General features: G+C 63.6%; 24 protein-coding genes. 10 read left to right on the top strand and 14 right to left on the bottom strand.

The genetic code is table 11. From position 1 onward, the window contains the following. Positions 1-106: 106 nt before the first annotated feature. Positions 107-3886: a sensor domain-containing protein gene (locus GA0071312_RS10280; protein ID WP_165604007.1), complete on the bottom strand. Its 3780-nt coding sequence runs from the start codon at positions 3884-3886 to the stop codon at positions 107-109. Between the two features lie 235 nt (positions 3887-4121). Next, positions 4122-4256: a hypothetical protein gene (locus GA0071312_RS20485; RefSeq protein ID WP_275262059.1), complete on the bottom strand. Its 135-nt coding sequence runs from the start codon at positions 4254-4256 to the stop codon at positions 4122-4124. Between the two features lie 368 nt (positions 4257-4624). Here GA0071312_RS20485 and GA0071312_RS10275 point away from each other — a divergent pair, with 368 nt between their 5' ends. The 7 genes from GA0071312_RS10275 to GA0071312_RS10245 all read left to right on the top strand — a co-directional run bounded on the left by GA0071312_RS10275 (position 4625) and on the right by GA0071312_RS10245 (position 10560). Then, entirely contained in the window at positions 4625-5866 is a 1242-nt protein-coding gene (locus GA0071312_RS10275; protein ID WP_238947173.1) for a YeeE/YedE family protein, read from the top strand. Positions 5867-5962: 96 nt separating this feature from the next. Beyond that, entirely contained in the window at positions 5963-6280 is a 318-nt protein-coding gene (locus tag GA0071312_RS10270; RefSeq protein ID WP_074444895.1) for a c-type cytochrome, read from the top strand. A 10-nt stretch (positions 6281-6290) separates the two neighbouring features. Further along, positions 6291-7610, top strand: a complete 1320-nt coding sequence (locus GA0071312_RS10265; protein ID WP_074444894.1) for an NAD(P)/FAD-dependent oxidoreductase — start codon at positions 6291-6293, stop codon at positions 7608-7610. 12 nt (positions 7611-7622) lie between these two features. Then, positions 7623-8075 carry a thiosulfate oxidation carrier protein SoxY gene (locus GA0071312_RS10260; RefSeq protein WP_074444893.1) on the top strand — a complete coding sequence of 151 codons (453 nt, stop codon included), beginning with the start codon at positions 7623-7625 and terminating at the stop codon, positions 8073-8075. A 22-nt stretch (positions 8076-8097) separates the two neighbouring features. Beyond that, on the top strand, positions 8098-8403 hold the full coding sequence (locus tag GA0071312_RS10255) for a thiosulfate oxidation carrier complex protein SoxZ (RefSeq protein WP_074444892.1): 306 nt from the start codon (positions 8098-8100) through the stop codon (positions 8401-8403). 134 nt (positions 8404-8537) lie between these two features. Beyond that, complete coding sequence (locus GA0071312_RS10250) at positions 8538-9914, top strand: sensor histidine kinase (RefSeq protein ID WP_074444891.1); 1377 nt, start codon at positions 8538-8540, stop codon at positions 9912-9914. A 181-nt stretch (positions 9915-10095) separates the two neighbouring features. Continuing rightward, positions 10096-10560 carry a hypothetical protein gene (locus tag GA0071312_RS10245; RefSeq protein ID WP_074446081.1) on the top strand — a complete coding sequence of 155 codons (465 nt, stop codon included), beginning with the start codon at positions 10096-10098 and terminating at the stop codon, positions 10558-10560. Between the two features lie 80 nt (positions 10561-10640). Here GA0071312_RS10245 and GA0071312_RS10240 read toward each other — a convergent pair whose 3' ends face one another. The 12 genes from GA0071312_RS10240 to GA0071312_RS10185 form a co-directional block, all read right to left on the bottom strand. Beyond that, complete coding sequence (locus GA0071312_RS10240; protein WP_238947172.1) at positions 10641-11333, bottom strand: DUF2848 domain-containing protein; 693 nt, start codon at positions 11331-11333, stop codon at positions 10641-10643. 102 nt (positions 11334-11435) lie between these two features. After that, positions 11436-12713 (bottom strand): TRAP transporter large permease, encoded by a 1278-nt coding sequence (locus GA0071312_RS10235; protein WP_074444890.1) that lies wholly within the window; start codon positions 12711-12713, stop codon positions 11436-11438. Next, positions 12710-13285 carry a TRAP transporter small permease subunit gene (locus GA0071312_RS10230; protein ID WP_238947171.1) on the bottom strand — a complete coding sequence of 192 codons (576 nt, stop codon included), beginning with the start codon at positions 13283-13285 and terminating at the stop codon, positions 12710-12712. Before GA0071312_RS10230 ends, GA0071312_RS10235 begins: the two co-directional genes overlap by 4 nt. Positions 13286-13299: 14 nt before the next feature. Beyond that, the gene (locus GA0071312_RS10225; protein WP_074444889.1) at positions 13300-14361 is read right to left on the bottom strand and encodes a TRAP transporter substrate-binding protein; all 1062 of its coding nucleotides are present in this window, start codon (positions 14359-14361) and stop codon (positions 13300-13302) included. Between the two features lie 33 nt (positions 14362-14394). After that, positions 14395-15198: a putative hydro-lyase gene (locus GA0071312_RS10220; protein ID WP_108721855.1), complete on the bottom strand. Its 804-nt coding sequence runs from the start codon at positions 15196-15198 to the stop codon at positions 14395-14397. Positions 15199-15329: 131 nt separating this feature from the next. Next, a complete protein-coding gene (locus tag GA0071312_RS10215; protein ID WP_074444888.1) occupies positions 15330-16226 on the bottom strand; it encodes a LysR family transcriptional regulator in 897 nt (298 codons plus the stop codon). Positions 16227-16301: 75 nt separating this feature from the next. Then, the gene (locus tag GA0071312_RS10210) at positions 16302-17414 is read right to left on the bottom strand and encodes an NADH:flavin oxidoreductase/NADH oxidase (RefSeq protein WP_074444887.1); all 1113 of its coding nucleotides are present in this window, start codon (positions 17412-17414) and stop codon (positions 16302-16304) included. A gap of 119 nt (positions 17415-17533) precedes the next feature. Next, the gene (locus GA0071312_RS10205; RefSeq protein WP_074444886.1) at positions 17534-18283 is read right to left on the bottom strand and encodes an arginyltransferase; all 750 of its coding nucleotides are present in this window, start codon (positions 18281-18283) and stop codon (positions 17534-17536) included. 139 nt (positions 18284-18422) lie between these two features. Next, complete coding sequence (locus GA0071312_RS10200; protein ID WP_074444885.1) at positions 18423-18887, bottom strand: RDD family protein; 465 nt, start codon at positions 18885-18887, stop codon at positions 18423-18425. A 16-nt stretch (positions 18888-18903) separates the two neighbouring features. After that, the gene (locus tag GA0071312_RS10195) at positions 18904-20157 is read right to left on the bottom strand and encodes a threonine ammonia-lyase (RefSeq protein WP_074444884.1); all 1254 of its coding nucleotides are present in this window, start codon (positions 20155-20157) and stop codon (positions 18904-18906) included. A gap of 165 nt (positions 20158-20322) precedes the next feature. Next, on the bottom strand, positions 20323-20601 hold the full coding sequence (infA, locus tag GA0071312_RS10190) for a translation initiation factor IF-1 (protein WP_074444883.1): 279 nt from the start codon (positions 20599-20601) through the stop codon (positions 20323-20325). Between the two features lie 102 nt (positions 20602-20703). After that, the gene (locus GA0071312_RS10185; RefSeq protein ID WP_074444882.1) at positions 20704-20913 is read right to left on the bottom strand and encodes a cold-shock protein; all 210 of its coding nucleotides are present in this window, start codon (positions 20911-20913) and stop codon (positions 20704-20706) included. Between the two features lie 337 nt (positions 20914-21250). On the opposite strand from GA0071312_RS10185, the gene GA0071312_RS10180 reads away from it, so the two are divergent. The 3 genes from GA0071312_RS10180 to GA0071312_RS10170 all read left to right on the top strand — a co-directional run bounded on the left by GA0071312_RS10180 (position 21251) and on the right by GA0071312_RS10170 (position 23279). Beyond that, positions 21251-21484: a DUF2783 domain-containing protein gene (locus GA0071312_RS10180; protein ID WP_074444881.1), complete on the top strand. Its 234-nt coding sequence runs from the start codon at positions 21251-21253 to the stop codon at positions 21482-21484. A 108-nt stretch (positions 21485-21592) separates the two neighbouring features. Then, complete coding sequence (locus GA0071312_RS10175; RefSeq protein WP_074446077.1) at positions 21593-22102, top strand: MaoC family dehydratase; 510 nt, start codon at positions 21593-21595, stop codon at positions 22100-22102. Positions 22103-22127: 25 nt separating this feature from the next. Further along, positions 22128-23279 carry an acyl-CoA dehydrogenase family protein gene (locus GA0071312_RS10170; protein ID WP_238947170.1) on the top strand — a complete coding sequence of 384 codons (1152 nt, stop codon included), beginning with the start codon at positions 22128-22130 and terminating at the stop codon, positions 23277-23279. Positions 23280-23480 lie beyond the last annotated feature (201 nt).

The raw sequence follows: 23480 nt of genomic DNA, 5'->3' as shown, positions 1-23480 counted from the left end.
ATCCTCCCTTTCGAAACCTTCCCGGATATGGGGTGTTGTCGGCGAGCCTGTCAAACCGGCGCGACGGGATGAGTGGCCAATACCGCCTCGGCAGATCGCCGCGCGTTCAGGCCCTGCCCGCGCTGTCAAGGAACGCGCGGCGCTCGCTGAGAGTTGCAAGAAAGTCGTCGATCACGACGGGGCGGCCAAAGAAATACCCCTGATAGGCTTCGCAGCCACCTTCGAGCAGACGCGTCAACTGGCCTGCGGTCTCGACACCCTCGGCGATGACGGCGAGATCGAGGGCCTTGCCCATCCGGATGATGGTCTCGACAATCGTGGCAGCGCGCTCGCTCTCCAATATGTCGGCAACAAAGGCCTGATCGACCTTGATCTCGTCGAAGGGCAGCCGCTTCAGATAGGTCAACGAGGAATAACCGGTCCCGAAATCATCAAGCGAGAAACGGAAACCTTTCTCACGCAGGGACTGCATGCGTCCGATCGCAAAGTCCATATCGTCGAGGAACAGGCTCTCCGTCAGTTCGAGCTTGAGGCAGGCAGGGTCGACGCCGTGATATTTTGCCGCGAGTTCCATCAGGATCGCAAAATCCGGCTCCCGGAATTGCCGGGTGCTGATATTGATGGCCATGGTGAAGCCGGCATCGCCGGATTCGGCCTGTATCCGGGCAAGTTGTTCGCAAGCCATTTCCACGACCCGGCGTCCGATCGGGACGATCAGACCGGTCTCCTCCGCCACCGGGATGAAATCCGCAGGGGAGACGAAGCCGCGCTCCGGATGACGCCAGCGCACCAGCGCCTCGGCGCCGGTAATCGCACCGACGCGGTCGACCTGTGGCTGGAGATGCAGGAAGAAGGCGTCTTCCTCGAGGGCCATGCGCAGATCCGCCTCCAGACCGGCCCGGCGCATCACCGATTGCTCCATCTCCATGGTAAAGAAGCGGATATTGTCGCGCCCGCTCGCCTTGGCCTCGTACATGGCGAGATCGGCATGACGCAGCAGCGTCTCCACGTCACCTGTCTCGGAGCCGAAGACACGGATACCGATACTGGGGGAAACGTAGTGATTATGGCCCGCGAGATCATAGGAGCCGTTGAGGCCGGTGCGCAGCCGTTCCGCAACCTGGCCGGCCTGAATGCCGGCCTCGCGCAGATCCGGCGACAGGTTGCGCAGGATGACCACGAACTCGTCACCGCCGAGCCGCGCGACGAGATCGCCGTCACCGACGCGGCTGCGCAGGCGCTCGGCGACCGCCACCAGCAGGCTGTCTCCCTTGTCGTGCCCGAACGTGTCGTTGAGTGTCTTGAAATTGTCGAGGTCGAGAAAGAGCAAAGCCGCATAACGCCCGGAAGCGGCCGTCTCGGTCAGCGCCTCAGCCAGCCTGTGCATCAGCTGCGGTCGGTTGGGCAGATTGGTCAGGGCATCGAAGAAGGCCAGCCGCTCGACCTCTTCCAGGGCGGCATGGCGCTCGGTGATGTCGACCATGGTACCGAAGACGCCCGTCATCACACCATGCATGTCATGCTCGGCCTCGCAATAGATCTCCACGCGACGCGACTCGCCGACGCGATGCGAACAGCGCGCCTCCCAACGCAATTCGCCGACGCCGCCGGCGAAGAGGCGGGCGATGCGCTTGCGGAATGCCTCGCTGTCGCGCGCATCCATGAAACCGTCGAGATTGGCACCGAGCGCGTCTTCGGCGGGAATGCCGAGCAGATTCTCGAATGCATCGTTCAGGAAAATCAGTTTGCCCTGCTTATCGGTGCGAAAGATCACTTCACGCACGCGGTTCACCACGTCACGATAGCGTTTTTCGCCGTCACGCAAGGCCGTATCCGCACGTCGGCGCGCCATGGCACTGGCGAGAATATCGGCAAAGACCCGCAACAGATGACTCTCCAGCGCGCTCCACTCCCGCAACGCCACAACGGCATCGAATCCAACGAATCCGATCAGCGTCTCGTCTTCGATGACCGGCATGAGAATGACCGAGCGGATGTCCTGCGCTTCGAACAGCTTGCGCTCCTCGCTCCAGCTCGCCGGCAGGCTGGCGACATCGTTCACGATCACGGTTTCATGATTGGCGAGATGACGGAAGACCGAGGTGATGCCGGAGACGGGGAAATCCTGCAGCATGTCGATCTGCGGTGTGATCCCCTGTGCCACCCATTCATGGGTATTGGTCATGGTCTTCGACTCGGCGTCGAAGACGAAGAGATAGCTGCGGTCGGCACCACAGAACCGGCCGATGCGCTGGAGCGCGAGGGTGACCAGATTGTCCCAGTCAGCGTCGCGCATGTTGACGAATTGCGTCGACAGCGCCGTCAGAAGCCGCATGAAGGCCTCGCGGTGCTCCAGCCGGATCTGCGCGCGCCGCGCCTGCGTCGTCTCGCGGGCGACGCCGATCACGCCCAGCGCCTCTCCGGCCGCATCGCGCAAAGGCGACAGACGCAGATCGTACCAGAGCTCCTCGCCCTCGCAGTCGACGGGGAAGTCGATGGTTGTCGCAATGCCGCATTCACGCACGCGCACCATGCATTCGTCGATCAGGCCGATCAGCGCCGACGGGAGGGATGAATCGGGAAGCCTGCGCCCGAGCAGGCCGGCGGGATCGAAGACCCGCCGCTGCGTCTCCGGCACGAAAACTTCGCTGAAACGCGCATCGCGATCGAGAACGAGCACGACATCGTCGATGCTGGAGAGCAAGGCCCGGAAGCGCGCCTGGCTCGCATGCAGGGCCACGGCGCGCTCACGCAACACGCGTTCCGTCTGCGCGCGACGCCCTCCCACGAAGAAGCTGACGAGGGTCAGCCCAAGCGTCAGCGGCAACCCCGCAGCCAGGGCAGGCACGGCGGAGTCGACGAAGGCGGGAGTCTCGTGCTCCGGCGCTTGCAGGCCGAGCAGGAGCATTCCATCACCGGCAAAGACGGGCACGAAACGGCAGATATCGTCCGCCCCGCAGCGTTCTGAGCCATTGGCTGCCGCATCCGGATCGAAACCCGGGAACACGCCGACAGGTGGATCCCGGCCATCCTCACCGGCAAGCCTGATCCCGAGCGACACGACCGTCCCGCGCGCAACGGCCGAACCGAGCACATCATCGAGAAGATAGGCATGCAGCAGATCATGCGCGAGCCGCGATTGCGCTTCGGACGTCCTCGGATCGGCATGCGGCAGCGTGGATACCGTACGCGCCAGCGCGGTATTCACCTGCTGGCCCAGATGATGCGCGGTTCTCATGAAATCGCGATGCGCGCGGTCGATCCGCGCGTCGTGAATGGCGAGGGCGATGATCAGCATCGTGATACAGCCGAACACGACGAAATAGACGGCCTCGGCGGCGCGCAGCATCCGTGAGTTTCGCGCGCCGCTGCCCCAGCGATAATGGAAGACCACACTCCCCATCATCAGCAGGACGATGAGCGGCACGAACAGGCTGATCGCGTCATGACGCGCCATGTCACGCACGGCGACGAGTTGCACCAGCGGTATCACCCCATGCAACACGACATGGCCGCTCTCCAGCCGCCGCACGGATGCGACAAGCGCACCATCCGCCGTGATCACAGCATCGGACCTCGCGCCCGCCTCGGCCTGCGGATCGATCTGCAGATCGACCAGGCCGCGTGGATCGGTCCCGATCAGAAACGACGCACCCTCATCGGGAATGAACGCGATACCGGATACCGGATAATCGGGGAGGGTCGCGAGTTTCGCGACCAGCCGCGCGACGCGGTCTCTCGCCGCAGCGCCGGGGGCATTGCCGTCAAAAGAAGCTTCCAGCAGGCGGGGATCGAAGGTATCCGCGATGGCCTCGATGGCGAAGCGTGTTTCGGCCTGAAGGTTGCGCTCCGCCACATCCGCACGCCAGGCCATCGCCGCGAGCATGCAGGCAATCAATACGGCCCCACCGATAACGGCGAAGGCCGCGCGCAAAAGTGACGGTTTGGCTTGCCTGATCATGGTTCCGCCGGTCGACTGCATACGCGGACCGTAGGGGAAACATGTAAAAGGATTCGCAATCACATCAATTCAAATCAGCTTTTCTCATAATTTTCTCGGTTGCCTCCGGGCTTTTTTCCTGCGCTGACGAACAGTCCCGCCGCTGCATCCGCGCGACTGTTCAATCGAGCTGATCATGCAGATACCCGGCAATCGCGGGCATGCCTTGAATCCCGATAGCGTTGGCCCTGATCACCTTTTCCAGAAGCGGATTCAGCGGGGTGTCGAAATCGGGATCGATGCGAAACTTCTCCACGACGGGCGCCGGCGGGCGGCGTGGCGCGCGGATCGAGCCCGCCCCTGTCCGTGAGCCTTTCCGTGAAGGGCGTGCCCCTTTCTTCAAAGGCGACGCGCTGGGGCACGATCCACGCGTCATTGTCGTGAAGCACGTGAATGCGCGGGCTCGCGGTTTCGGGAGCCGGGATGATCTGCATCTCGCAAAGTCTCCTCCTCACAAATACGTTTAAACCAAGGTGTTTAGAAATAATTACAACATAAAACCGTAATTCCGCAACGTAACACGGAACGCGTTGCATTTTGGAGCTGATTGCGGCAATCAGGGAGAATGAAATCGCACGCTTGCAAGAAAGACCAGCCGGGTTTCGCGCGGGAGAGGCAGCCGCGATGACGCGCCACGCCACCGTTTCTTCCGCGACGCCCGACGATGCGATGGGCCTGCCGCGACCGCAGCGCATCGTCGTCCTGCTCGCGCTCGCCGCCCTGATCGGCATGACCGCCCATGTCTTCACCGATGCCGGCTGGCGGCTGGCCGCGCTCTGGCTGATCGGCGCCGGGCTCGGCTTTGCGCTCTATCACGCCGCTTTCGGCTTCACCGGCGCCTATCGCGTGATGATCACGCGTGGCAAGAGCGCCTCGGTGCGCGCGCAGATGCTGATGCTGGCTGTCGCCGTCGTGATCTTCTTTCCCGCGATCGAGGCCGGCTCCGTCTTCGGCAATCCGGTACGCGGCTTCGTCTTTCCCGCCGGGTGGGAAGTCGCGCTTGGCGCGTTTCTCTTCGGGATCGGCATGCAACTGGGCGGCGGCTGCGCCTCGGGCACGCTCTACACCTCCGGCGGCGGCGATACGCGCAGCCTGATCACCCTGACCTTCTTCATCATCGGCATGACCATCGGCGCCTGGGACATGGAGCGCTGGCAGGATCTGCCGGCCCTGCCCCCGATTTCGCTGCCTGAGACCCTCGGCCTCTGGCCGGCGCTGACGCTCCAGCTCGCGCTCTTCGTCGCCATCGCCTGGCTGCTGGCGCGGCGCGAACGCCGGCTGCACGGCCATGTCGAGCCGATCTTCACGCGTCACCCGCGCCACTTCCTGACAGGCCCATGGCCCTTCGCCTGGGCGGCTTTGGCGCTGGCGCTCCTCAATGCGGCGACGCTGGTCGTTGCGGGCAGGCCCTGGGCGATCACCCAGTCCTTCGCGCATTGGGGCTCGCTGGTGGTGGACCATCTGCGCATCGATGATCCCTTCTTCTGGGCCTATTGGAGCGACCCCACACGCGTCGATCTGCTGCACCGCCCGCTGGACCGCGATGCGATGACGCTGATGAACGTCTCGCTCATTCTCGGCGCCTTCCTCGCCGCCGGTTTTGCGGGACGCTTCCGGCCCGGCTGGCGGATCGGCCTGCGCCCGCTGGCGGCGGCGATCATCGGCGGCCTCCTGCTCGGCTACGGTGCACGCATGGCGCTGGGCTGCAATATCAGCGCCTTCTTCTCCGGCGTCGCCTCGGGGAGCCTGCATGGCTGGATCTGGATCATCGCGGCCCTGCCCGGAACATGGCTCGGCACCTCTGTGCGCCCCCTCTTCGCCCTTGATCCGAAGAGCAGTGAGGCGAGCCATAAACACATAAATTAATGTAAAAATAAATATTCAAACGGCTGTTGATGTATTTTTATGCCTGCGTTAATCTGACGGTGTAATTTGATTGGTTCCACGGAATTGGGGAAGTCGATGTCTTTCTTGTCACAGGCCCTGCGGGGCGGCGCGCTGGCGCTGGTACTGGGGGCGGTTGCACCAATCGGCGCGGCGCAGGCCGAGGAAATCCGCACACCGATGATCGCGCAGGGCTGCGCCGGTTGCCACGGCCAGTCCGGTGTCGGCACGGGCTCCGTGCCGCAGATCGCGGGCTATGGTCGCGATGCCTTCATCACGACATGGGAATCATTCCGCAAGGACGAGCGCCCTGCGACCATCATGAACCGCATCGCACCCGGCTATACCGACGACGAAGTCGCCGCACTCGCCGATTATTTCTCGCAGCTGCGCTGAGGGTTTTGCCATGAACGGATTTTCGAACGGATTTTCGCCCAAACTCACGCGCCGTCACTTCGGCGCCCTCCTTGCCGGCAGCGCCTTCACCCTTGCCGCCCCCGCGATCCTGCGCGCAGATTCCGGCCCGCGCCTCGTGGTGATCGGCGGCGGTTTCGGTGGCGCCAGCGCCGCCCGGTTCGCGCGGATCAGCTATCCGGACGTGAACGTCACGCTGATCGAGCCCTATGACAGCTTCGTCACCTGCCCCTATGGCAATCTGATCCTGGGCGGCAAGCGCGCGCTGCCGCAGATCACCCACAGCTATGACGGCCTGCGCGCGCGCGGCGTCGATGTGGTGCAGAACCGGGCCAGGGATATCGATCCGGTCGCGAAGCGGGTCACGCTGGCTGACGATACCCGGATCGCCTATGACAAGCTCATCGTCTCGCCGGGCATCGCCCTGCGCCGGGATGCGATCGAGGGCTATGACGAGGCCGCATCCGAGATCTTCCCGCATGCCTGGATGGGCGGTGACGGCAGCCAGATCAGCATTCTGCGCCGCCAGCTCGAGGCGCTGCCCGAAGGCGGCGTCGTGGGTCTGGCGATTCCGCCCAATCCGTTCCGCTGCCCGCCCGGCCCCTATGAGCGCATCTCGATGATCGCGCATCATCTCAAGCAGCATAATCCGCGCGCCAAGATCCTCGCCTTCGACGCCAAGGACGGCTTTTCCAAGCAGGGCCTGTTCCAGGACGGCTGGGCCGAGCTCTACGGCGACATGATCGAGTGGATTCCCGCCAGCCAGGACGGCACCATCACCGCCGTCGATCCGCAGGAAAGGGTCTTCATCAGCGAGTTCGGCGAGCGCCACAAGGTGGATGTCGGCAATGTCATCCCGCCGCAATATGCCGCCGCCATCGCCCGCGATACGGGCCTTGCCGATGACAGCGGCTGGGTGCCGGTCGATCCGCTGACCTTCGCCGCCGAAGCCGCGCCGGACATTCACGTGATCGGGGACGCCAATATCGGATCGCCGATGCCGAAATCCGGCTATGTGGCCAATTCCACCTCGAAGCAGGCCGTCGCCGCAGCGATCGCCGATCTGCGCGGCGAAGCGGCGCCCGCGGATCCGGTCTATTTCAATACCTGCTATAGTCATCTTGGCGATGATTACGCCGTTTCGGTTGCGGCGATCTTCCGCAAGGATGGCGAAGGCGGTATAATGGCAACTCCGGATTCGGGTGGCCTCTCGCCGCGCGGGCCGCTCTCGGAGCTGGCCTATAACCGCCGTCGCGAGGCCGAATATGCCGATGCCTGGTATGACAGCATCACGACGGACATGTTCTCGTAAGGAGGACTTTGCATGACGATCCATCGCCGCGCATTTCTGAGCGCTTCCGCCGCCCTTGTCGCCCTGACGATCAGCCCCAGGCCGTTCGCCTGGGCCGATCTCGATGACGAGGTCGCAGCAGCGATCCGCGCGGCGATCAATGGACGCGACGTGACCGAGGGCGGCATCGAACTCGACCTTCCCGAGATCGCGGCGAACGGTGCCTCGGTGCCGCTCGGCGTGATCGTGGAAAGCCCGATGACGGCGGATGACCATGTGCGCGCCATCCATGTCTTCGCCACGCGCAACCCCGCCCCCGGGATCGGCGTCTTCCATCTGAGCCCCGCCAACGGGCGCGCGGAGGTTACGACACGCATCCGTCTGGCCGACGACCAGGAAGTCATCGTTCTGGCCGAATTGTCAGACGGCACGCTGCTGCGGCAGAGCGCCTTCGTCGAGGTTTCCGTCGGCGGCTGCACCACCTGAGCCAGCGAGAGAAGGAAGAGCCATGTCACGCCCCCGCGTCCGCCTGCCCGGTTCCGCCTCCGCCGGTGAGGTAATCGAGATCCGCACGCTGATCGATCACCCGATGATCACCGGCCTCTCCTCCCCCGAGCCGCGCGACATGCTCGAGCGGCTGGAAGTGCGCATGAATGGCGAGCCGGTTTTCACCTATCATTTCGACAATGGCAGTTCCGCCAACCCGTACCACGTCTTCTTCGTGCGCATCGAAGAGACGAGCGATTTCAGCTTCGTCTGGACGCATGAGGATGGCGATGAGTTCACCTTCGAGGGGCAGGTGAGCGTGGGGTGATGCGGCAAGCCCTCGCCGTGAAGGTTGCTCCGTGTAGGCCTGCAATCACCATGCGGACCGGAGGAATTCTCTGAAAACCGCTCTTTCGAAGCAGCAAGCTTGAAGCAGTCGCCTGTTTACGCTCACATGCGGCAATGAAGCTCTTTGCCAACAGACCCATCGCGATTCGGCTGGCGGTCTCGGCGCTGTTCTGGAGTTTCACGATCCTGCTGGTGGCCGGGGTGATCCTCGTGGCACTGTATCGTGAGACCACCGAACAGACCTTCGACCGGCGGCTTCTCGTCTATGTCAGCGCGCTCTCGGCGGATATCGCGGCGGGTGACGAGTCGCGCGGGGCGCAGGCGGCGGGGGATCCGTTTTTCGATCTGCCGCTCTCGGGCTGGTACTGGCAGATCGCACAGCCCGGCGCCGCCTTGCGTGATATCCGCACCTCGCTCTCGCTCGTCGGCGCGACCCTGCCCGCCCTGGATGCGCAGGCCGAGGCGGATCCCGAGAGCGGAATCCGGCGCGGTTATGCCGAGGGTCCCGACGAGCGCGCTTTGCGCCTGATCGAGCGCGATATCCGTGTCGGCGAGGACACGCATTACATCATCAGCGTCGCCGGCCCCTCCGACGAGATCGATTCGGATGTGCGTGGCTTCACGCTTGCAATCAGCCTCACCTTCGCTGCACTTGGCCTGGCGCTCGCCCTGTCGACCCTGCTGCAGATCCGCTTCGGCCTCTCACCCCTGCAGCGCCTGCGCGCGGCGCTGATCAGCGTGCGGCGCGGCGAGGCTGAGCGGATCGCCGGCGATTATCCGCGCGACATTGCGCCGCTGGCCGGCGAGATCAATCTGCTGATCGAGAGCAATCGCGACATTCTGGAGCGCGCCCGCACCCAGCTCGGCAATCTTGCCCATGCGCTGAAGACACCGTTGACGGTGCTCGTCAACGAGGCCCAGGGGCGTGACGATACCCTCGCTCGCACCGTCGGGGAGCAGGCGCGGATCATGCGCGATCAGGTGACCTATCATCTCGACCGCGCCCGCGCCGCCGCGCTTGCCGGTACGCTCGGGTCGATCACCCCGGTCAAGCCGGTGGCGGAGGCGCTCGCGCGCACCTTTGCACGCATCTATCGCGACAAGGATATCGCGTTCGATTTCAACGGGCTGGAGGCCGCGCAGTTTCGCGGCGAGAAGCAGGATCTCGAGGAGATGCTTGGCAATCTGCTCGACAACGCCTGCAAATGGGCCGAATCCCGCGTCTCCCTGCATGCGCGTGCCGGTGGCGACGACGAAGCGCCGCGGCTCATCCTGATCATCACCGATGACGGCCCCGGCGTCCCCGATCCGGCGGCGCGGGCGCAGATGCTGCAACGCGGCCAGCGCCTCGACGAATCCAAGCCCGGTTCGGGTCTCGGCCTGTCGATCGTCGCCGATCTCGTCGCGCTCTATCGCGGGCGCCTGCGCCTGGAAAACGCCGCAAAGGGCGGGCTGGAAATAATCCTGGAGCTTCCCGGAAACAGCAGCTGAGGCCGCGGGTCATTCAGCCGCCATTCAGGCGCGATCAGCTTGATGAGCCGGGTTGGTATCTCAGCGCTCTGCCCGGCCATGCATGCCGGATTGCACGCTGTGGCATTTTTGGAAAGATCGCATCATCGCATTCGTCAGCGGCCAACCGACTGACGGCGTGATGCCGTTGGGAGAATTGAAAATGCGTTTCGGTAAAGCAGCCGCTGGTGCGGCACTCATCGGTATCGCGGCACTCGGCGCCTGCGCGCCACAGGGCATGGGGCCGCGTCAGGAAGTCGGCATCGTCTCCGGCGCGCTGATCGGGGGCACGGCCGGCAACCTGATCGGGCGCGGTGACGCAGCCTCGACGCTTGCCGGCGCGCTGCTCGGTGGCATCATCGGCGGCAGCATCGGTGCGGATCTCGACCAGCAAGAGCAGCGTCTCGCCGCACGTGCCGAGTTTCAGGCGCTCGATACGGGCCGCCCGATGACCTGGCAGGGTGATCGCCGCGATGTCCGCGGCGAGGTGATACCCGGCCCACGCTTCTCGGAAGGCCGTCAGTTCTGCCGCGAATATACGCACACGATCTATATCGGCGGTCGCCCGCAAGAGGGTTACGGCACGGCCTGCCGCCAGCCTGACGGTTCCTGGCGCATCGTCAGCTGAGGCGGCGTCAGCGGAAGGCGCATCAGCGCGCCTTCCGCTGATCGGCAATGCGGCCCGATACAGACGCAGCGCCTGCGCGCTCACGCGATCACGGGCAGAGCCTTCGCGCGATAGCTATGCGTGATGCGGCGGTCGCGCTCAGGGTCATGCATTTCCATGCGGAACTGGCTGGCCGGGCGCACGCCGCCCCTGGCACCGAACGTCCCACACATCATCGCAGTGCCCGGCGCGAGCCGCTCGCCCTGCGCGAAGGGCGATGTCGCCATCAGCTCGGCGAGCGGGCGGATCGCCGCGAGTGTACCCTGCTGGTAGAGCTGCCATTCGGCATCGTCAGCGTCGCGGATCCAGGAGGTCAGGACGAGATCATCCAGGCGATCACGCAGATCATCGAAACGCCAGAGCTGCCGTGCAACGGGTTTGGCGCAGGCCTGCTTCGAGAAGGCGACGGAGACGCTCTCCAGCTTGCGGTCGGTATGATCGGAGCCGAGCCCGAGCCAGAGGGCTTCACCATCATCGATGATCAGCGGCTCGATTTCGCCGGAGGCCTCACCACCGAGAAATTCGACATCCTGCGCCTGCGTCAGCAGTTGCGCCGAAAGGCGATAGAATAACGGGACCCGCGAGGGTGCCGGTACGCCGAGCGCGGCGAGCTCCGCGATATGGTGATCCACCGCCGCACGGTCCCGCGCGGTCCAGCCGGCCACGACGAGATTGTCGATGGCGATCGTCTTCGTACCGGTTTCGTCGGTATCGCATTGCAGGGTGACGCTCACGGTGCCTCCAGAGGTTTTTTTGAGAGTTTTTCTTGCTTGATACGAGACGGGGCGCGCTTGCCGCACGCCCCGTCGCATTCGACACTTCCATCAGCCGATCGCCTATAATCCCGGCAGGAACAGGGCGAGCTGCGGAAACAGGATCAGCGCCAGGATCATGATGAACATCCCCACCACATAGGGGAAGGCGCCGATCATCACATCCGAGAAGCGCCCCTTCGCCCGCGCCGCCTGCACAACGTAGAGGTTGAGCCCCACCGGCGGCGTGATCAGCGCCATCTCGACGAGCACGATCACCAGGATACCGAACCAGATCGGGTCGAAGCCGAGCCCGACCACGACCGGCACCACGATCGGGATCGTCGCGATCATCAGCGCCATGGTCTCGATGAAGAAGCCGAGCACGATGTAGAGCGCGATGATGACGAACAGGGTCTGGTACGGCCCGAGACCGAGATTGTCGAGCAGGGCCGACAGCTCGCGCCCGAGACCGGCTGCGCCGAGAGTGTAATTCAGGAAATAGGCACCAACGATAACAAACATCACCATGGCCGTGGTGCGCACGGTGCCGATCAGGGAATCGATGATCACCTTCAGCGTGAGCCCGCGATTGGCGGCGGCGATCAGCGCGGCCATGGCGACACCGATCGCAGCCGATTCCGTTGGCGTGGCCCAGCCGGCATAGATCGAACCGATCACCACACCGAAAAGCGCGAGCAACGGCACCAGATGCTTGAGCCCGGAGAACCGTTCTCCCCATGAAGCACTGCGGCTCGGCCCGCCGAGTGAGGGATACAGCTTGCACAGGATCGCGGTGATCACCATGAAGCCGACCGCAAGCAGCAGCCCCGGGATCAGGCCCGCGAGGAAGAGGCGCGGGATCGAGGTTTCGGTGAGGAAGCCGTAGATGATCAGGTTGATCGAAGGTGGGATCATGATCCCCAGCGTTCCTCCGGCGGCGATCGCACCGGCAAACAGACGCTGATCGTAGCCAAGTTTCTCGGCCTGCGGCATCGCCACGGTCGCCACCGTCGCGGCCGTCGCGACCGATGAGCCAGAGGTGGCGGAGAACATCGTCGCAGTGCCGATATTGGCGTGGATCAGGCCGCCAGGCAGCCAGGAGAACCAGGAATCGAGCGCGCGGTAGGTGCGCTCTGCGATACCGGCGCGAACGAGAAACTCGCCGAGCAGCACAAAGAACGGGATCGCGATCAGGAGACCGCTGTCCGAGGAGGACCAGACCCGCTCGCCGAGTCCACGGATCAGCGGGAACGGCGAGTAGAAGTAGTCGACCCCGAAGCCAAGCAGGAAGAGCACGACGCCCACCGGCAGGGAGAGGGCAAGCAGCCCCAGAAGCGCACCACCGACGGAAAAAATCATACCTCTTCCTCCACTTCGGAGCCGATACCACCGACGGACTGGACCGTATCGAAACGCTGCATCAGCATCAGGGCGATGATACAGATGCTCACCATTGCGGCCACGACAGTGAGCCAGGCCCACCCGGCCAACCAGATCGATTGGGGAATCCACAAAGGTGTTTCCAGCGGCGTATTGGCGCGCGAACCCGTCTCCCAGGAACGATGGAAGACCCGCCAGCCATAGGATGTGACCAGCGCCGCGACGAAGGTCAGCGAAGCAGCGGCCGCGAGATCGAAGATTGCGCGGCTCGCCGCCGGAAGCTGTCCCGTCAGCACGTCGATGCGCACATGGGCGCGCTCAACCAGCGCATAGGAGAAGCCCCAGGCGGCGACACCTGCTATCACGTATCCGGAAATCTCGTCCGACCCGCCAAGCCCCCTGTCTGCAAACTGACGCAGGAAGATGTCAACGAGGATGAAGATCACGGTCGCGAGCAGAACGACGCCGCCGATCAGGGCGATGGCGTAGTTGATCCGGCTCAGGAGGCCGAAGACACGCATCGGCCAGGATTGCGCACGTCGTTCGCTCATTGCGTCGTCTCCGCTCAGTTCGTGGAGATTTCGATATCGACCACCTGGCCGACCGTCTCGTTCCAGCGCGTCACCCATTCGTCACCGGCACGCTCGGCCCAATCGGGCAGAACGCGGGTGGTGAGGGCTTCGAGGGCGGTGGCCATGTCCTCGTCGGAAGCCTCGACCAGGATCATGCCCGCATTGTCGCCAGCGGCACATTCGCCGTCGGTGAGGCAGGCGATGTCACGCTCCAGCGCGCCCTGCGCATCGGCCCAGGCCGGCTCCTCGAACTCGGTGGTGATCGCGTTCTGGATGAAGGTCTGCGTCTCTTCCGAGAGGCTCTCCCAACGCTCCAGGTTCATCGCGGTCACGACGGGGTCCCAACCGCCCAGCGGGATCACCAGAAGATGCGTGGCGCTCTCCCACCAGCCGGCGCTGTAACCGGAACCGGCGCCGGTAATGGCGCAATCGACGACACCGCGCTCAAGCGAACCGGGGACCTCGCCGAAACCGATATTGACACCCTCGGCGCCCAAAGCTTCGAGGAACTGGGTGGTCATGCGGCCCGAACCGCGCACGCGCTTGCCTTCGAGATCGGCGAGCGAGGTGACCTCGTCGCGGCAGAAGACGATCTGCGGCGGATAGGGCGCAATCGCGAGAAGCTTTGAATCGAAGCGATCGCGCATCGAATCGGCAACCCACTCGCGCGCCGCATCCACGGTCGCTTTTGCGGTATCGGCATCCATGGCGATCAGCGGCACGTCCAGCGCCTCGAGCTCGGGCGCATCGGAGACGGTGTAATCAGCCACCGTCATGCCGACATCGAACACACCGTCACCGAGCAGGCGATACACATCATCACCACTGGAGCTGAGCTGGTTGAAGGTGGTCATGTCGACCGTGATCTGCCCGTCGGACATTTCAGGCAGCGTCTCGGTCCAGAACGGCGCCTCGAACTGCTGGTAAAGCGGCAGGCTGCTCCAGGAGCCGACGACCGACAAGGTGACCTCGTCAAGGTCGTTCGCGCTGGCGGCGCCACCGAAAGCGAAGGCGGCAATGCCGGCAAGAAGGCTCGTTTTAAGCGATCGGTTCATGTTTGAACTCCTTTTCCCCTGTGGATGCGGCTCTCAATGAGCCGCGTTGAGACCGATGGATGCTCCCTCGGCCGGCACGTCCGTAACCAGCATGTAGCCCGGTTCGTGCGTGATCGCGATGTCGGGCCCGGCATTGCGGATCGCCATTTGTGGCGTCACGCCGCAGGCCCAGAAAACAGGTATGTCGCCGGGTGCGACGACCGGCGGATCGCCGAATTCCGGATTGTCGAAATCCTTGATGCCGATCTGCGCAGGGTCACCGATATGCACCGGCGCGCCATGGGCCAGCGGCTGGCGATCGGACAGCACGATCGCGCGGATCGCATCCGCCGGCGAGAAGGCGCGCATGGATACGACGAGCGGGCCGTGAAAGGGGCCGCTCGGACGCGTCTCGATATTGGTGACATACATCGGCACGTTCCGCCCGGCCTCGATATGGCGCACCGGGATGCGGGCGCGCTGCAGCGATTCCTCGAAGGAAAACGAGCAACCGATGACGAAGGAGACGAGATCATCGCGCCAGTCGGCGGACAAGTCCTCGATACGGTTACGCTGACTGCCACCAGCGAAGACCCTGTAAAAAGGCACGTCAGTCGCAATGTCGAGATCTTCACCCAATGCAGCAATACCACGCTCACCGGGGCGCGATACACCAAGCAGAGGGCATGGTTTCGGGTTGTTGACACAAAAGCCGAGGAAATCATCGGCATAGGCCTTGGGCAAGATCGCGAGGTTACCCTGCAGATAACCGCCGGCCTGCCCGGTCGTGGGATTCGCGAAAGATTTCGCGCGGATCAGCCGGCGCAATTGCTCCGGCGATGCGATCGTCGTCATCATGTTCCCCTGCCGATATACGTTCGCGCCTAGGCAGGAACGCTTCTGCATTCTGAATTATGAAGACGAGTTTCACAAAGCCAAACGTTCGTGTCAATCGATCAAATATTGATCAAAATGATCTTAAATTCAGATCATTTGATGATATCAGCAACAGCCAGCTGTGCAGCCGTTCCGATTTCATCCATCACATTTCCTGGCTGTTCCGGCAGATGGGCAAAATCGAAGGTCAGGTCCGACATCGCGGCATCGACGGCCACCGGCACCGTGCGCAGCAACCCCTCCGCGAGATCGCGCGCCGCCATCGGTTCGGGCAGCAAGCCGATACCGAGCCCGGCCCGAGTCAGATGCAGTGTCGTCGAAAGCGACGCGCAGGCGTGCAGAAGCGGCGGCGGCAACCGCGTCATCGGCAATTTGTGCTCAAGCTCGGCATGCGGCAGCGTCCCGCGGGAAAAGGTGATGATCGGGTAGCGCGACAGCGCTTCGATATCGAGCGGCCCCTCCTCGAGCGCGTAACCGCGTGCAGCATACCAGGCCAGGGGACAACGATAGATCGGACGGCGCACAGCCATTGGCGGCACCAGCGAGGTCATCATCACGGCAATGTCGATATCGGCATCAAGCAATTTGCGCGCGAGATCCGGCGACGTGTCGACCGAAAGCTCGAGACGCATTTCGGGCAGGCTCTCAGCGAGTCGCGTCAACATTCCCGCGAGCCAGGTATGCACGATGGTCTCCGCCACGCCGATGCGGATCGTGCCGGCGAACCCACCCTGTGGTCCGAGCGCGGCAGCGATCTGGTTGCGCATCGCGACGAGGCGCTCGCCCTGCTCCAGAAACGCCCGGCCCTGCGGTGTGAGTTGCGCCCCACGCCGGCGGCGGTCGAAGATCGTCAGGCCGAGCCGCCCTTCGAGCCCGGAGACACGTGCCGATATCGCGGATTGCGTGAGATTGAGTTTGCTTGCGGCGGCGCGAAACCCTCCCCAGCGCACGATTTCGCGCACGATCTCGGCATCGCGGATATCAAACATGACACGTCACTTTCTGCCACTCGCGCGACAATCCCCGCAACGCGCCCGAGTCTCGAGGCAAGCGGCAACCCCGGTTCAGAAGATGTTCGAGCGCTCGTATTGCACCGGCCAGACAACGTGATCGGCACGCAAGCGATTCGCTGCATGCAGCGCCCAATGCGGATCATACAACAGGACCCGCCCCAGAATCACCAGATCGGCGCGCCCTCCGGCGAGAATTTCCTCAGCCTGTTCCGGTGCGGAGATCAGACCCACGGCGCCGGTGGCGATCCCCACCTCACGGCGAATCGCCTCGGCAAACGGGACCTGATAACCGGGATAAGGCCTTATCGCCTGGCGATGATCGACGCCACCGGTCGAGCAATCGATCAGATCCACATCCCCGCGCTGCGCCAGCATCCGCGACAGCGCGATCGCAGCCGGGAGATCGAGCCCGCCCTCGACCCAGTCCGTGGCCGAGATGCGCACGAAGAGCGGCAACTCGGCCGGCCATTCGCTGCGCACCGCGTCAATCACCTGATTGAGCAGCCGCGCCCGGTTTTCGAGCGAGCCACCGTGGGAATCGGTGCGGTGATTGCTCAGCGGCGAGAGGAAGGAATGGATCAGATAACCATGCGCCGCATGCACCTCGACGATCCGGAAGCCCGCCTCGCGAGAACGGCGCGCCGCATCGCGGAACTCTTCGACCACCCGGTCGATATCCGCCTGGCTCATCGCGCGCGGCGGAGGCGATTGCGGGGTCTGGGGAAGCGGTGACGGGCCGATCGCCTCCCATCCGCCATCGCCGACGGGGATGGGCTTCGTGCCTTTCCATGGCTGCGAGACGGAAGCCTTGCGCCCGGCATGCGCGAGCTGGATCATCGGCACGGCACCGAGGCTCGCCACATGCGACGCGATTCGCGCCAGCGCATCACGCTGTTCGTCGTTCCAGATACCGAGACAATGCGGCGTGATCCGCCCGATATCGCTGACATGCGTCGCCTCGATGCACAGGATACCGACACCGCCCGCAGCACGCGCGGCGATATGGCCGAAATGCCAGTCATTGGGCATCCCGTCCTGCGCGGAGTACTGGCACATCGGCGACATCATGATCCGGTTGCGTGATTCAACCGTGCGAAAACTGATCGGTCGAAACAGATAGGGGTTGCGCGCAGGGCGCTGGACACGACGGGCGTCTTCACTCATGGGCGGACTTTCCTGGCAGCGGGCGCAATCGGCGGGAAACAATGACAGATGGCTGTCATAGAGAAGCCCACGCCGCACAACCGGGTCAATGGCGGGAAGTCAGATCCCGCTTGCGCTTTTCAGCGCTCGACCCGTTCCCAGCCGCGCCCACCGAGCCGTTCCTGCGGCATGAAACGCTCTTTGTAGGCCATTTTGGGCGAGCCCTGAACCCAGTAGCCCAGATAGACGTAATCCAGACCCATCCGGGCCGCCCGCTCGATATGCTCGAGGATGAGATAGGTGCCGAGGCTGCGACGCGGCACATGGGGATCGAAAAACGAATAGACCATCGACAGGCCATCCGATAGCACATCCGAAAGACACATCCCGAGAAGCGGGCCCTCGCCGCGCCCGTTGATGCGCGAATCCGGCCCGCTGCGCCGGTATTCCACGACCATCGTATTGATATGGCTGTCCTCGATCATCATCGCGTAATCGAGCATCGACATATCCATCATCCCGCCATCGGCGTGGCGTGCTGCAAGATAGCGGCGAAACAGCGCATATTGCTCCGACGTGCCGTAGTTTCGTCGGACCTCGCCGACGAGATCGGCATTGATGCGTGTGAGCCTGCGCATATTGGCGGACGGCTTGAAATCCGCGACCGGCACACGCACGGAAACGCAGGCGCGACAGTTCTCGCAGGCCGGACGATAGGCGATCGTCTGTGAGCGGCGGAAACCACCATGGGTGAGGATATCGTTGAGCTCGCCCGCGCGATGCCCGATGAGATGCGTGAAGACCTTCCGCTCCTCGAGCCCGTCGAGATAGGGGCACGGCGTCGGCGCAGTCAGGAAGAACTGCGGTGTATCGCGCGAATGTCTGGTCACGCCGTTGCGGCTCCGGGTTCGATGTATCACGCCCTTTCAGCAAAGATAACACCGGATGGGCCATCGACAACGGGTGTTTTTGTCAGGCCCTTGCCGATTCCTGAAGACAGCATCGATTCTTTGCAGAATACCACCGCCGTCAGAGGCGCGCGCGCAGGACGATGAGATTGACGATCAGATCCCGCCCCAATCTGGCATCGCCGCGCAGAAAACCGATGACGACATCGACGAGCAGGATGAGGAAGGTGGAAGCCGCGAAATAGAACAGCAGCGCGTGGGCCGCCGCACGCAGCGGATCGATCCCTTCACCGCTCGCCGCATCGACCACGCGCAGCCCGCACAGGCGCATGCCGATCGTGCTCGCCCCCGGTCCGCCCATGGTGAGAGCGGTATAGAGGACGGCGGCACCCGGTCCGAGGATCGCAAACAGCAACCAGCCGAGCCGGAAGGTCACAAAGCCCAGAATGGTGATCGCCAATGCCAGCACCACGATAAAGGCCATGATGATCACAAGATCGATCAGCAGAGCCACGAAGCGCCGGCCCAGGACACCCGTCGTCCCGCCGGCAGCGAGGGGAATTGTCTGTGGTATCGTCGTCGCCATCCTGCCTCCTCCGGCCTCATGGTCCCGCCTGCATCAGACCGCGCGGATCGATCCGGCGCGGTTCGTACCCCTCGTCACGCAAAGCGGCGAGGATCTGCGCGGTATGCGCTGCGTCGCGTGTCTCGATCGTCAGATCGACGGTGACACCCTTCGCAGGCACATCGAGATAAAGACGTCCATGCGACACTTCCAGGATATTTGCACCGAGTTCGCCCAGACGCGTCGAGACCCGACCGAGCAGGCCGGGACGATCATGCGAGTAGATCCGGAAAGCCACAACGCGCTCCTCGCGCTCCAGCTCGCGCACCATCACCGATGCGAGGATGCGGGCATCGATATTGCCGCCACACAGAACGACACCGACATTGCGCCCGGCGAACAGATCCGGCCGCGCCAGCATGGCCGCGATGCCGGCGGCGCCGGCGCCTTCCGCCATTGTGCGCTGGTAGGTGGCGCAGGCATTCACGGCGCTCTCGATCAGATCCTCCTCCACCACGACGATCTCCTCTACCAGATCCCGCACGATCGGCAAGGTCAGGCGCCCGGGATGCTTGACCGCGATGCCTTCCGCCAGCGTCGCGCCGCCGATCGGACGGTCATCCCCCGTCAGCACGTTGTGAAACGAGGCATAAAGCGCAGCCTCAACACCGATGATCCGGATTTCGGGGGCGAGCGCCCGTGCGGCGACGGCGATCCCCGAGATCAGGCCGCCGCCGCCGATTGGTACGACAAGCGTATCGATATCCGGGCATTGCGCCAGCATTTCGAGCGCGATCGTCCCCTGCCCCGCCATCACCAGCGGATCATCGAAGGGGTGCACCATGGTCAGGCCTTCGCGCGCAGCGATGGCTTTCGCCTCGGCCTCGGTCTCGACGAGCGTTTCGCCGTGCAGCACGACCCGCGCACCATGGGCGATGGTATTCTCGACCTTCACCAGAGGCGTGGCTTCAGGCATGACGATGGTCGCCGGGATCTTCATGCGCCGGGCATGATAGGCCACGGCCTGGGCATGATTGCCGGCCGACATGGCGATGACGCCCGCAGCGCGGGCATGCGCATCAAGCGCCGCGAGCCGGTTGACGGCGCCGCGTTCCTTGAAGGCCCCGGTCGCCTGCATGTTTTCCAGCTTCAGCTGCACCTGCGCGCCGGTCAGCTGCGACAGGCGCGGCGAATGGATCATCGGGCTGGTGATGACATGCCCGTCGATCACGCGCGCTGCGGCACGAATATCATCGAGCGAGATCGCATGTTCTTCGCCGCTGGCTGACATGATCGTCTTCCTGATCGTATCGGGAGGCGGGCAATTGCAGCAGGCGCATCACCACCCAAACGGCAGCTGTTCGAGAGCGGGCAGAACGAAAATCGCTTGGACCGCGCGTTGATCGGCAACGCGAATCAGGTGGCCCGGCATCAGGCCCCAGAGGGCTGTGCCGACTCAGCGCCGGCGATTGCCACCACCACGGGCCGGCGGGCGCGGGCCCGAAAAGCCGCGATCGTCCTTGTGACGGAAAACGAGGCGCCCCTTGTCGAGATCATAGGGCGACATTTCGACGGTCACGCGGTCACCGGCAATGGTCTTGATGCGGAACTTGCGCATCTTGCCAGCGGTGTAAGCGATCACCTCGTGGCCGTTTTCGAGCTCGACGCGGAACTTGGCATCCGGGAGAACCTCGGTGACGACACCCTCGAACGTGATCAACTCTTCTTTCGACATCCATAACTCCTGGCCATTCGCGGCAAAAGCCGCCGCTCGTTGAGCGACGGCTTACATCCGTTTGCGAAGACGAGCAACGTCTTCATGCAAGTGGATCGACGGTCAGGCAGCCTGGAGATTGACTGCGGAGGACTTGCCGGTGCGGCGATCGTCCTGGATCTCGTAGGAGATCTTCTGGCCTTCTGCGAGGCCGCGCATGCCGGAGCGCTCGACCGCAGAAATGTGGACGAAAACGTCCTTGCCGCCCTCATCCGGCTGAATGAAGCCGTAGCCCTTTTGATCGTTGAACCACTTAACGGTGCCGGTATTCATAGTGTTTTGTCCTAGATAGTGCATAGTCGTAGAAAATCGAGCCCGCGCGCGGCGGAGCGCGATTCATGAAGTCGAATTCAGGAGAGATAGTCTGCGCGTAGGCTCACGTTTTTCAGCGAGCAAAGCGGCCCAGTCGTCCGGCCTAAAGATCGATTTGACGAATATGCACTATTTCGCACCCCGGCACAATACGTGAAAAGGCCGACCTCTCCTTTCGACGGCCATTTCGCATCCTGCTTCCCGCCCCACCGCTCTGGACAGGATTGCGGCCCTGCGCCAGATCTGCGCCATTATCGTTTGAGGCGGGCAACAACAGAACAAACCGGAGGGACGCCCGATGTCGCTCGAAACCGACAACCGCATGGAGGATCCCGATCGCATTTATCGTCTTCTGATAGACGCGCATCGCGGCCTGACCGACGAGCAGAGCGCCGTCCTCAACACGCGCCTCGTCCTGATCCTCGCGAACCAGATCGCCGACGAGGCCGTGATCGGCGAGGCGATTGCGCTGGCGAGGGCCGATATGGGCGATCACGGATCGGGGCGCGGCTCTGCGCCGGAACCTCCCTGACACGATGCCGGCCTGCCGCATCACCGCGTGTCGAAATACCAATGGGCGCGCATGCGGGCGGGATGTATCGACAAGTGTGATCACGGCCTGAACGAAAAGGAGGGCGCCATGGGCCTGAAGCAAGGCTGGAACGGACGGTTCTACGAGGATTTCGAGCCGGGCGACACCTACAAGCATGCCCTTGGGCGCACGGTCACGGCCACGGACAATTCCTGGTTCACGCTGCTGACGCAAAACACCGCGCATCTGCATTTCGACGTGAATTATGCCGAGCACACAGCCTTCGGGAAGCCGCTGGTGAATTCCTGTTTCACCATCGCCCTCGTCACCGGGCAGAGCGTGGCGGATATCTCGCAGAACGTCTTCGCCAATCTGGGCTGGGACGAGGTGCGTCTGCCGCATCCCGTCTTCGAGGGCGACACCATCTATTCCGAATCGACCGTGCTGGAAAAGCGCGAGAGCGGATCACGACCGGATGTCGGCATCGTCAAGGTGGAGACCATCGGCACCAACCAGCATGGCGATATCGTGATCTCGTTCAAGCGGACCCTGCTCGTCTACAGGAAAGGCCAGGGCCCTGGTGACAAGCACCGGCCCGAGCCGAAGCGCAAAGCGTGAGGAGGATGTGATGGGAGAGGCGGGCATGATCGACAGCCATCAGGACATCCGCGAGGCGGTAATCCGTCTGTGCGCCGATTTTCCGGGCGAATACTGGCGCAAGCTCGACCGCGAGAACGCCTATCCGTCGGAATTCGTCGATGCGCTCACGCAAGCCGGCTATCTCGCCGCGCTGATCCCCGAGGAATACGGCGGCGCCGGCCTGCCACTCTCGGCGGCGGCGGCGATCCTCGAGGAGATCCAGCGCGCGGGCGGCAATGGGGCTGCCTGCCATGCGCAGATGTATGTCATGGGAACGGTCCTGCGCCATGGATCGGAGGCGCAGAAGCAGGCCTACCTCCCCGATGTGGCGAGCGGCAAGCTGCGGCTCCAGGCCTTCGGCGTGACGGAGCCGAGTTCGGGCACGGATACCACCTCGCTCAAGACCTTCGCCCGGCGCGAGGGCGATAGCTACATCGTCAACGGCCAGAAGATCTGGACGAGCCGGGCGGAATATTCCGATCTGATGATCCTGCTCGCCCGCACCACCCCGCGCGACCAGGTGGCGAAGCGCACCGAGGGACTCTCCGTCTTCATCGTCGATATGCGCGAGGCCATCGGCAACGGGCTGACCATCCGCCCGATCCGCACCATGATGAACCACGCCACCACCGAGATCTTCTTCGACGATCTGCGTGTACCGGCGGAAAACCTCATCGGCGAGGAAGGCAAGGGCTTTCGCTATATCCTTTCGGGCATGAATGCCGAACGCATTCTCATTGCGGCAGAATGCATCGGCGATGCCAAGTGGTTCATCGAGAAGGCAACGACCTACGCGAAGGAGCGCAGCGTGTTCGGGCGCCCGATCGGCCAGAACCAGGGCGTGCAGTTCCCCATCGCCAAGGCCTATGCCCAGATGCGCGCCGCCGAGCTGATGGTGCAGCAGGCGATCGCGCTCTACGAGGCCGGCGGGAATTGCGGGGCGGAGGCCAACATGGCCAAGATGCTCGCCGCCGACGCTTCCTTCGAGGCGGCCAATGTCTGTGTCCAGACCCATGGCGGCTTCGGCTTCGCCGAGGAATACGACGTCGAACGCAAATTCCGCGAAACCCGCCTCTACCAGGTCGCCCCGATCTCCACCAACCTGATCCTCTCCCACCTCGCGGAGCACGTGCTGGGCTTGCCGCGGTCGTTTTGAGGGGGCCGATTGCACGTGGCAAGGCAAAGTCATGGCATGCCATGAGGAAGGATCGGTGGCGGATGAATCTCTGTCATCACTGACGGTCGCACGCTTCATCACGCGCGCCTCTTTCTGACAGGTCCCCGTCACCCGCCCGGCGGCAATCATGATCGGCGCACCCGGCGCTTTCCCAAATCCGCAAGCGCGGCGATGCGACTG

This window comes from Saliniramus fredricksonii (assembly GCF_900094735.1).
GTDB classification, from domain to species: Bacteria; Pseudomonadota; Alphaproteobacteria; order Rhizobiales; family Beijerinckiaceae; genus Saliniramus; species Saliniramus fredricksonii.
Note: the sequence above shows the minus strand (reverse complement) of the source record. Positions and strands in the feature narration are given on the sequence as shown.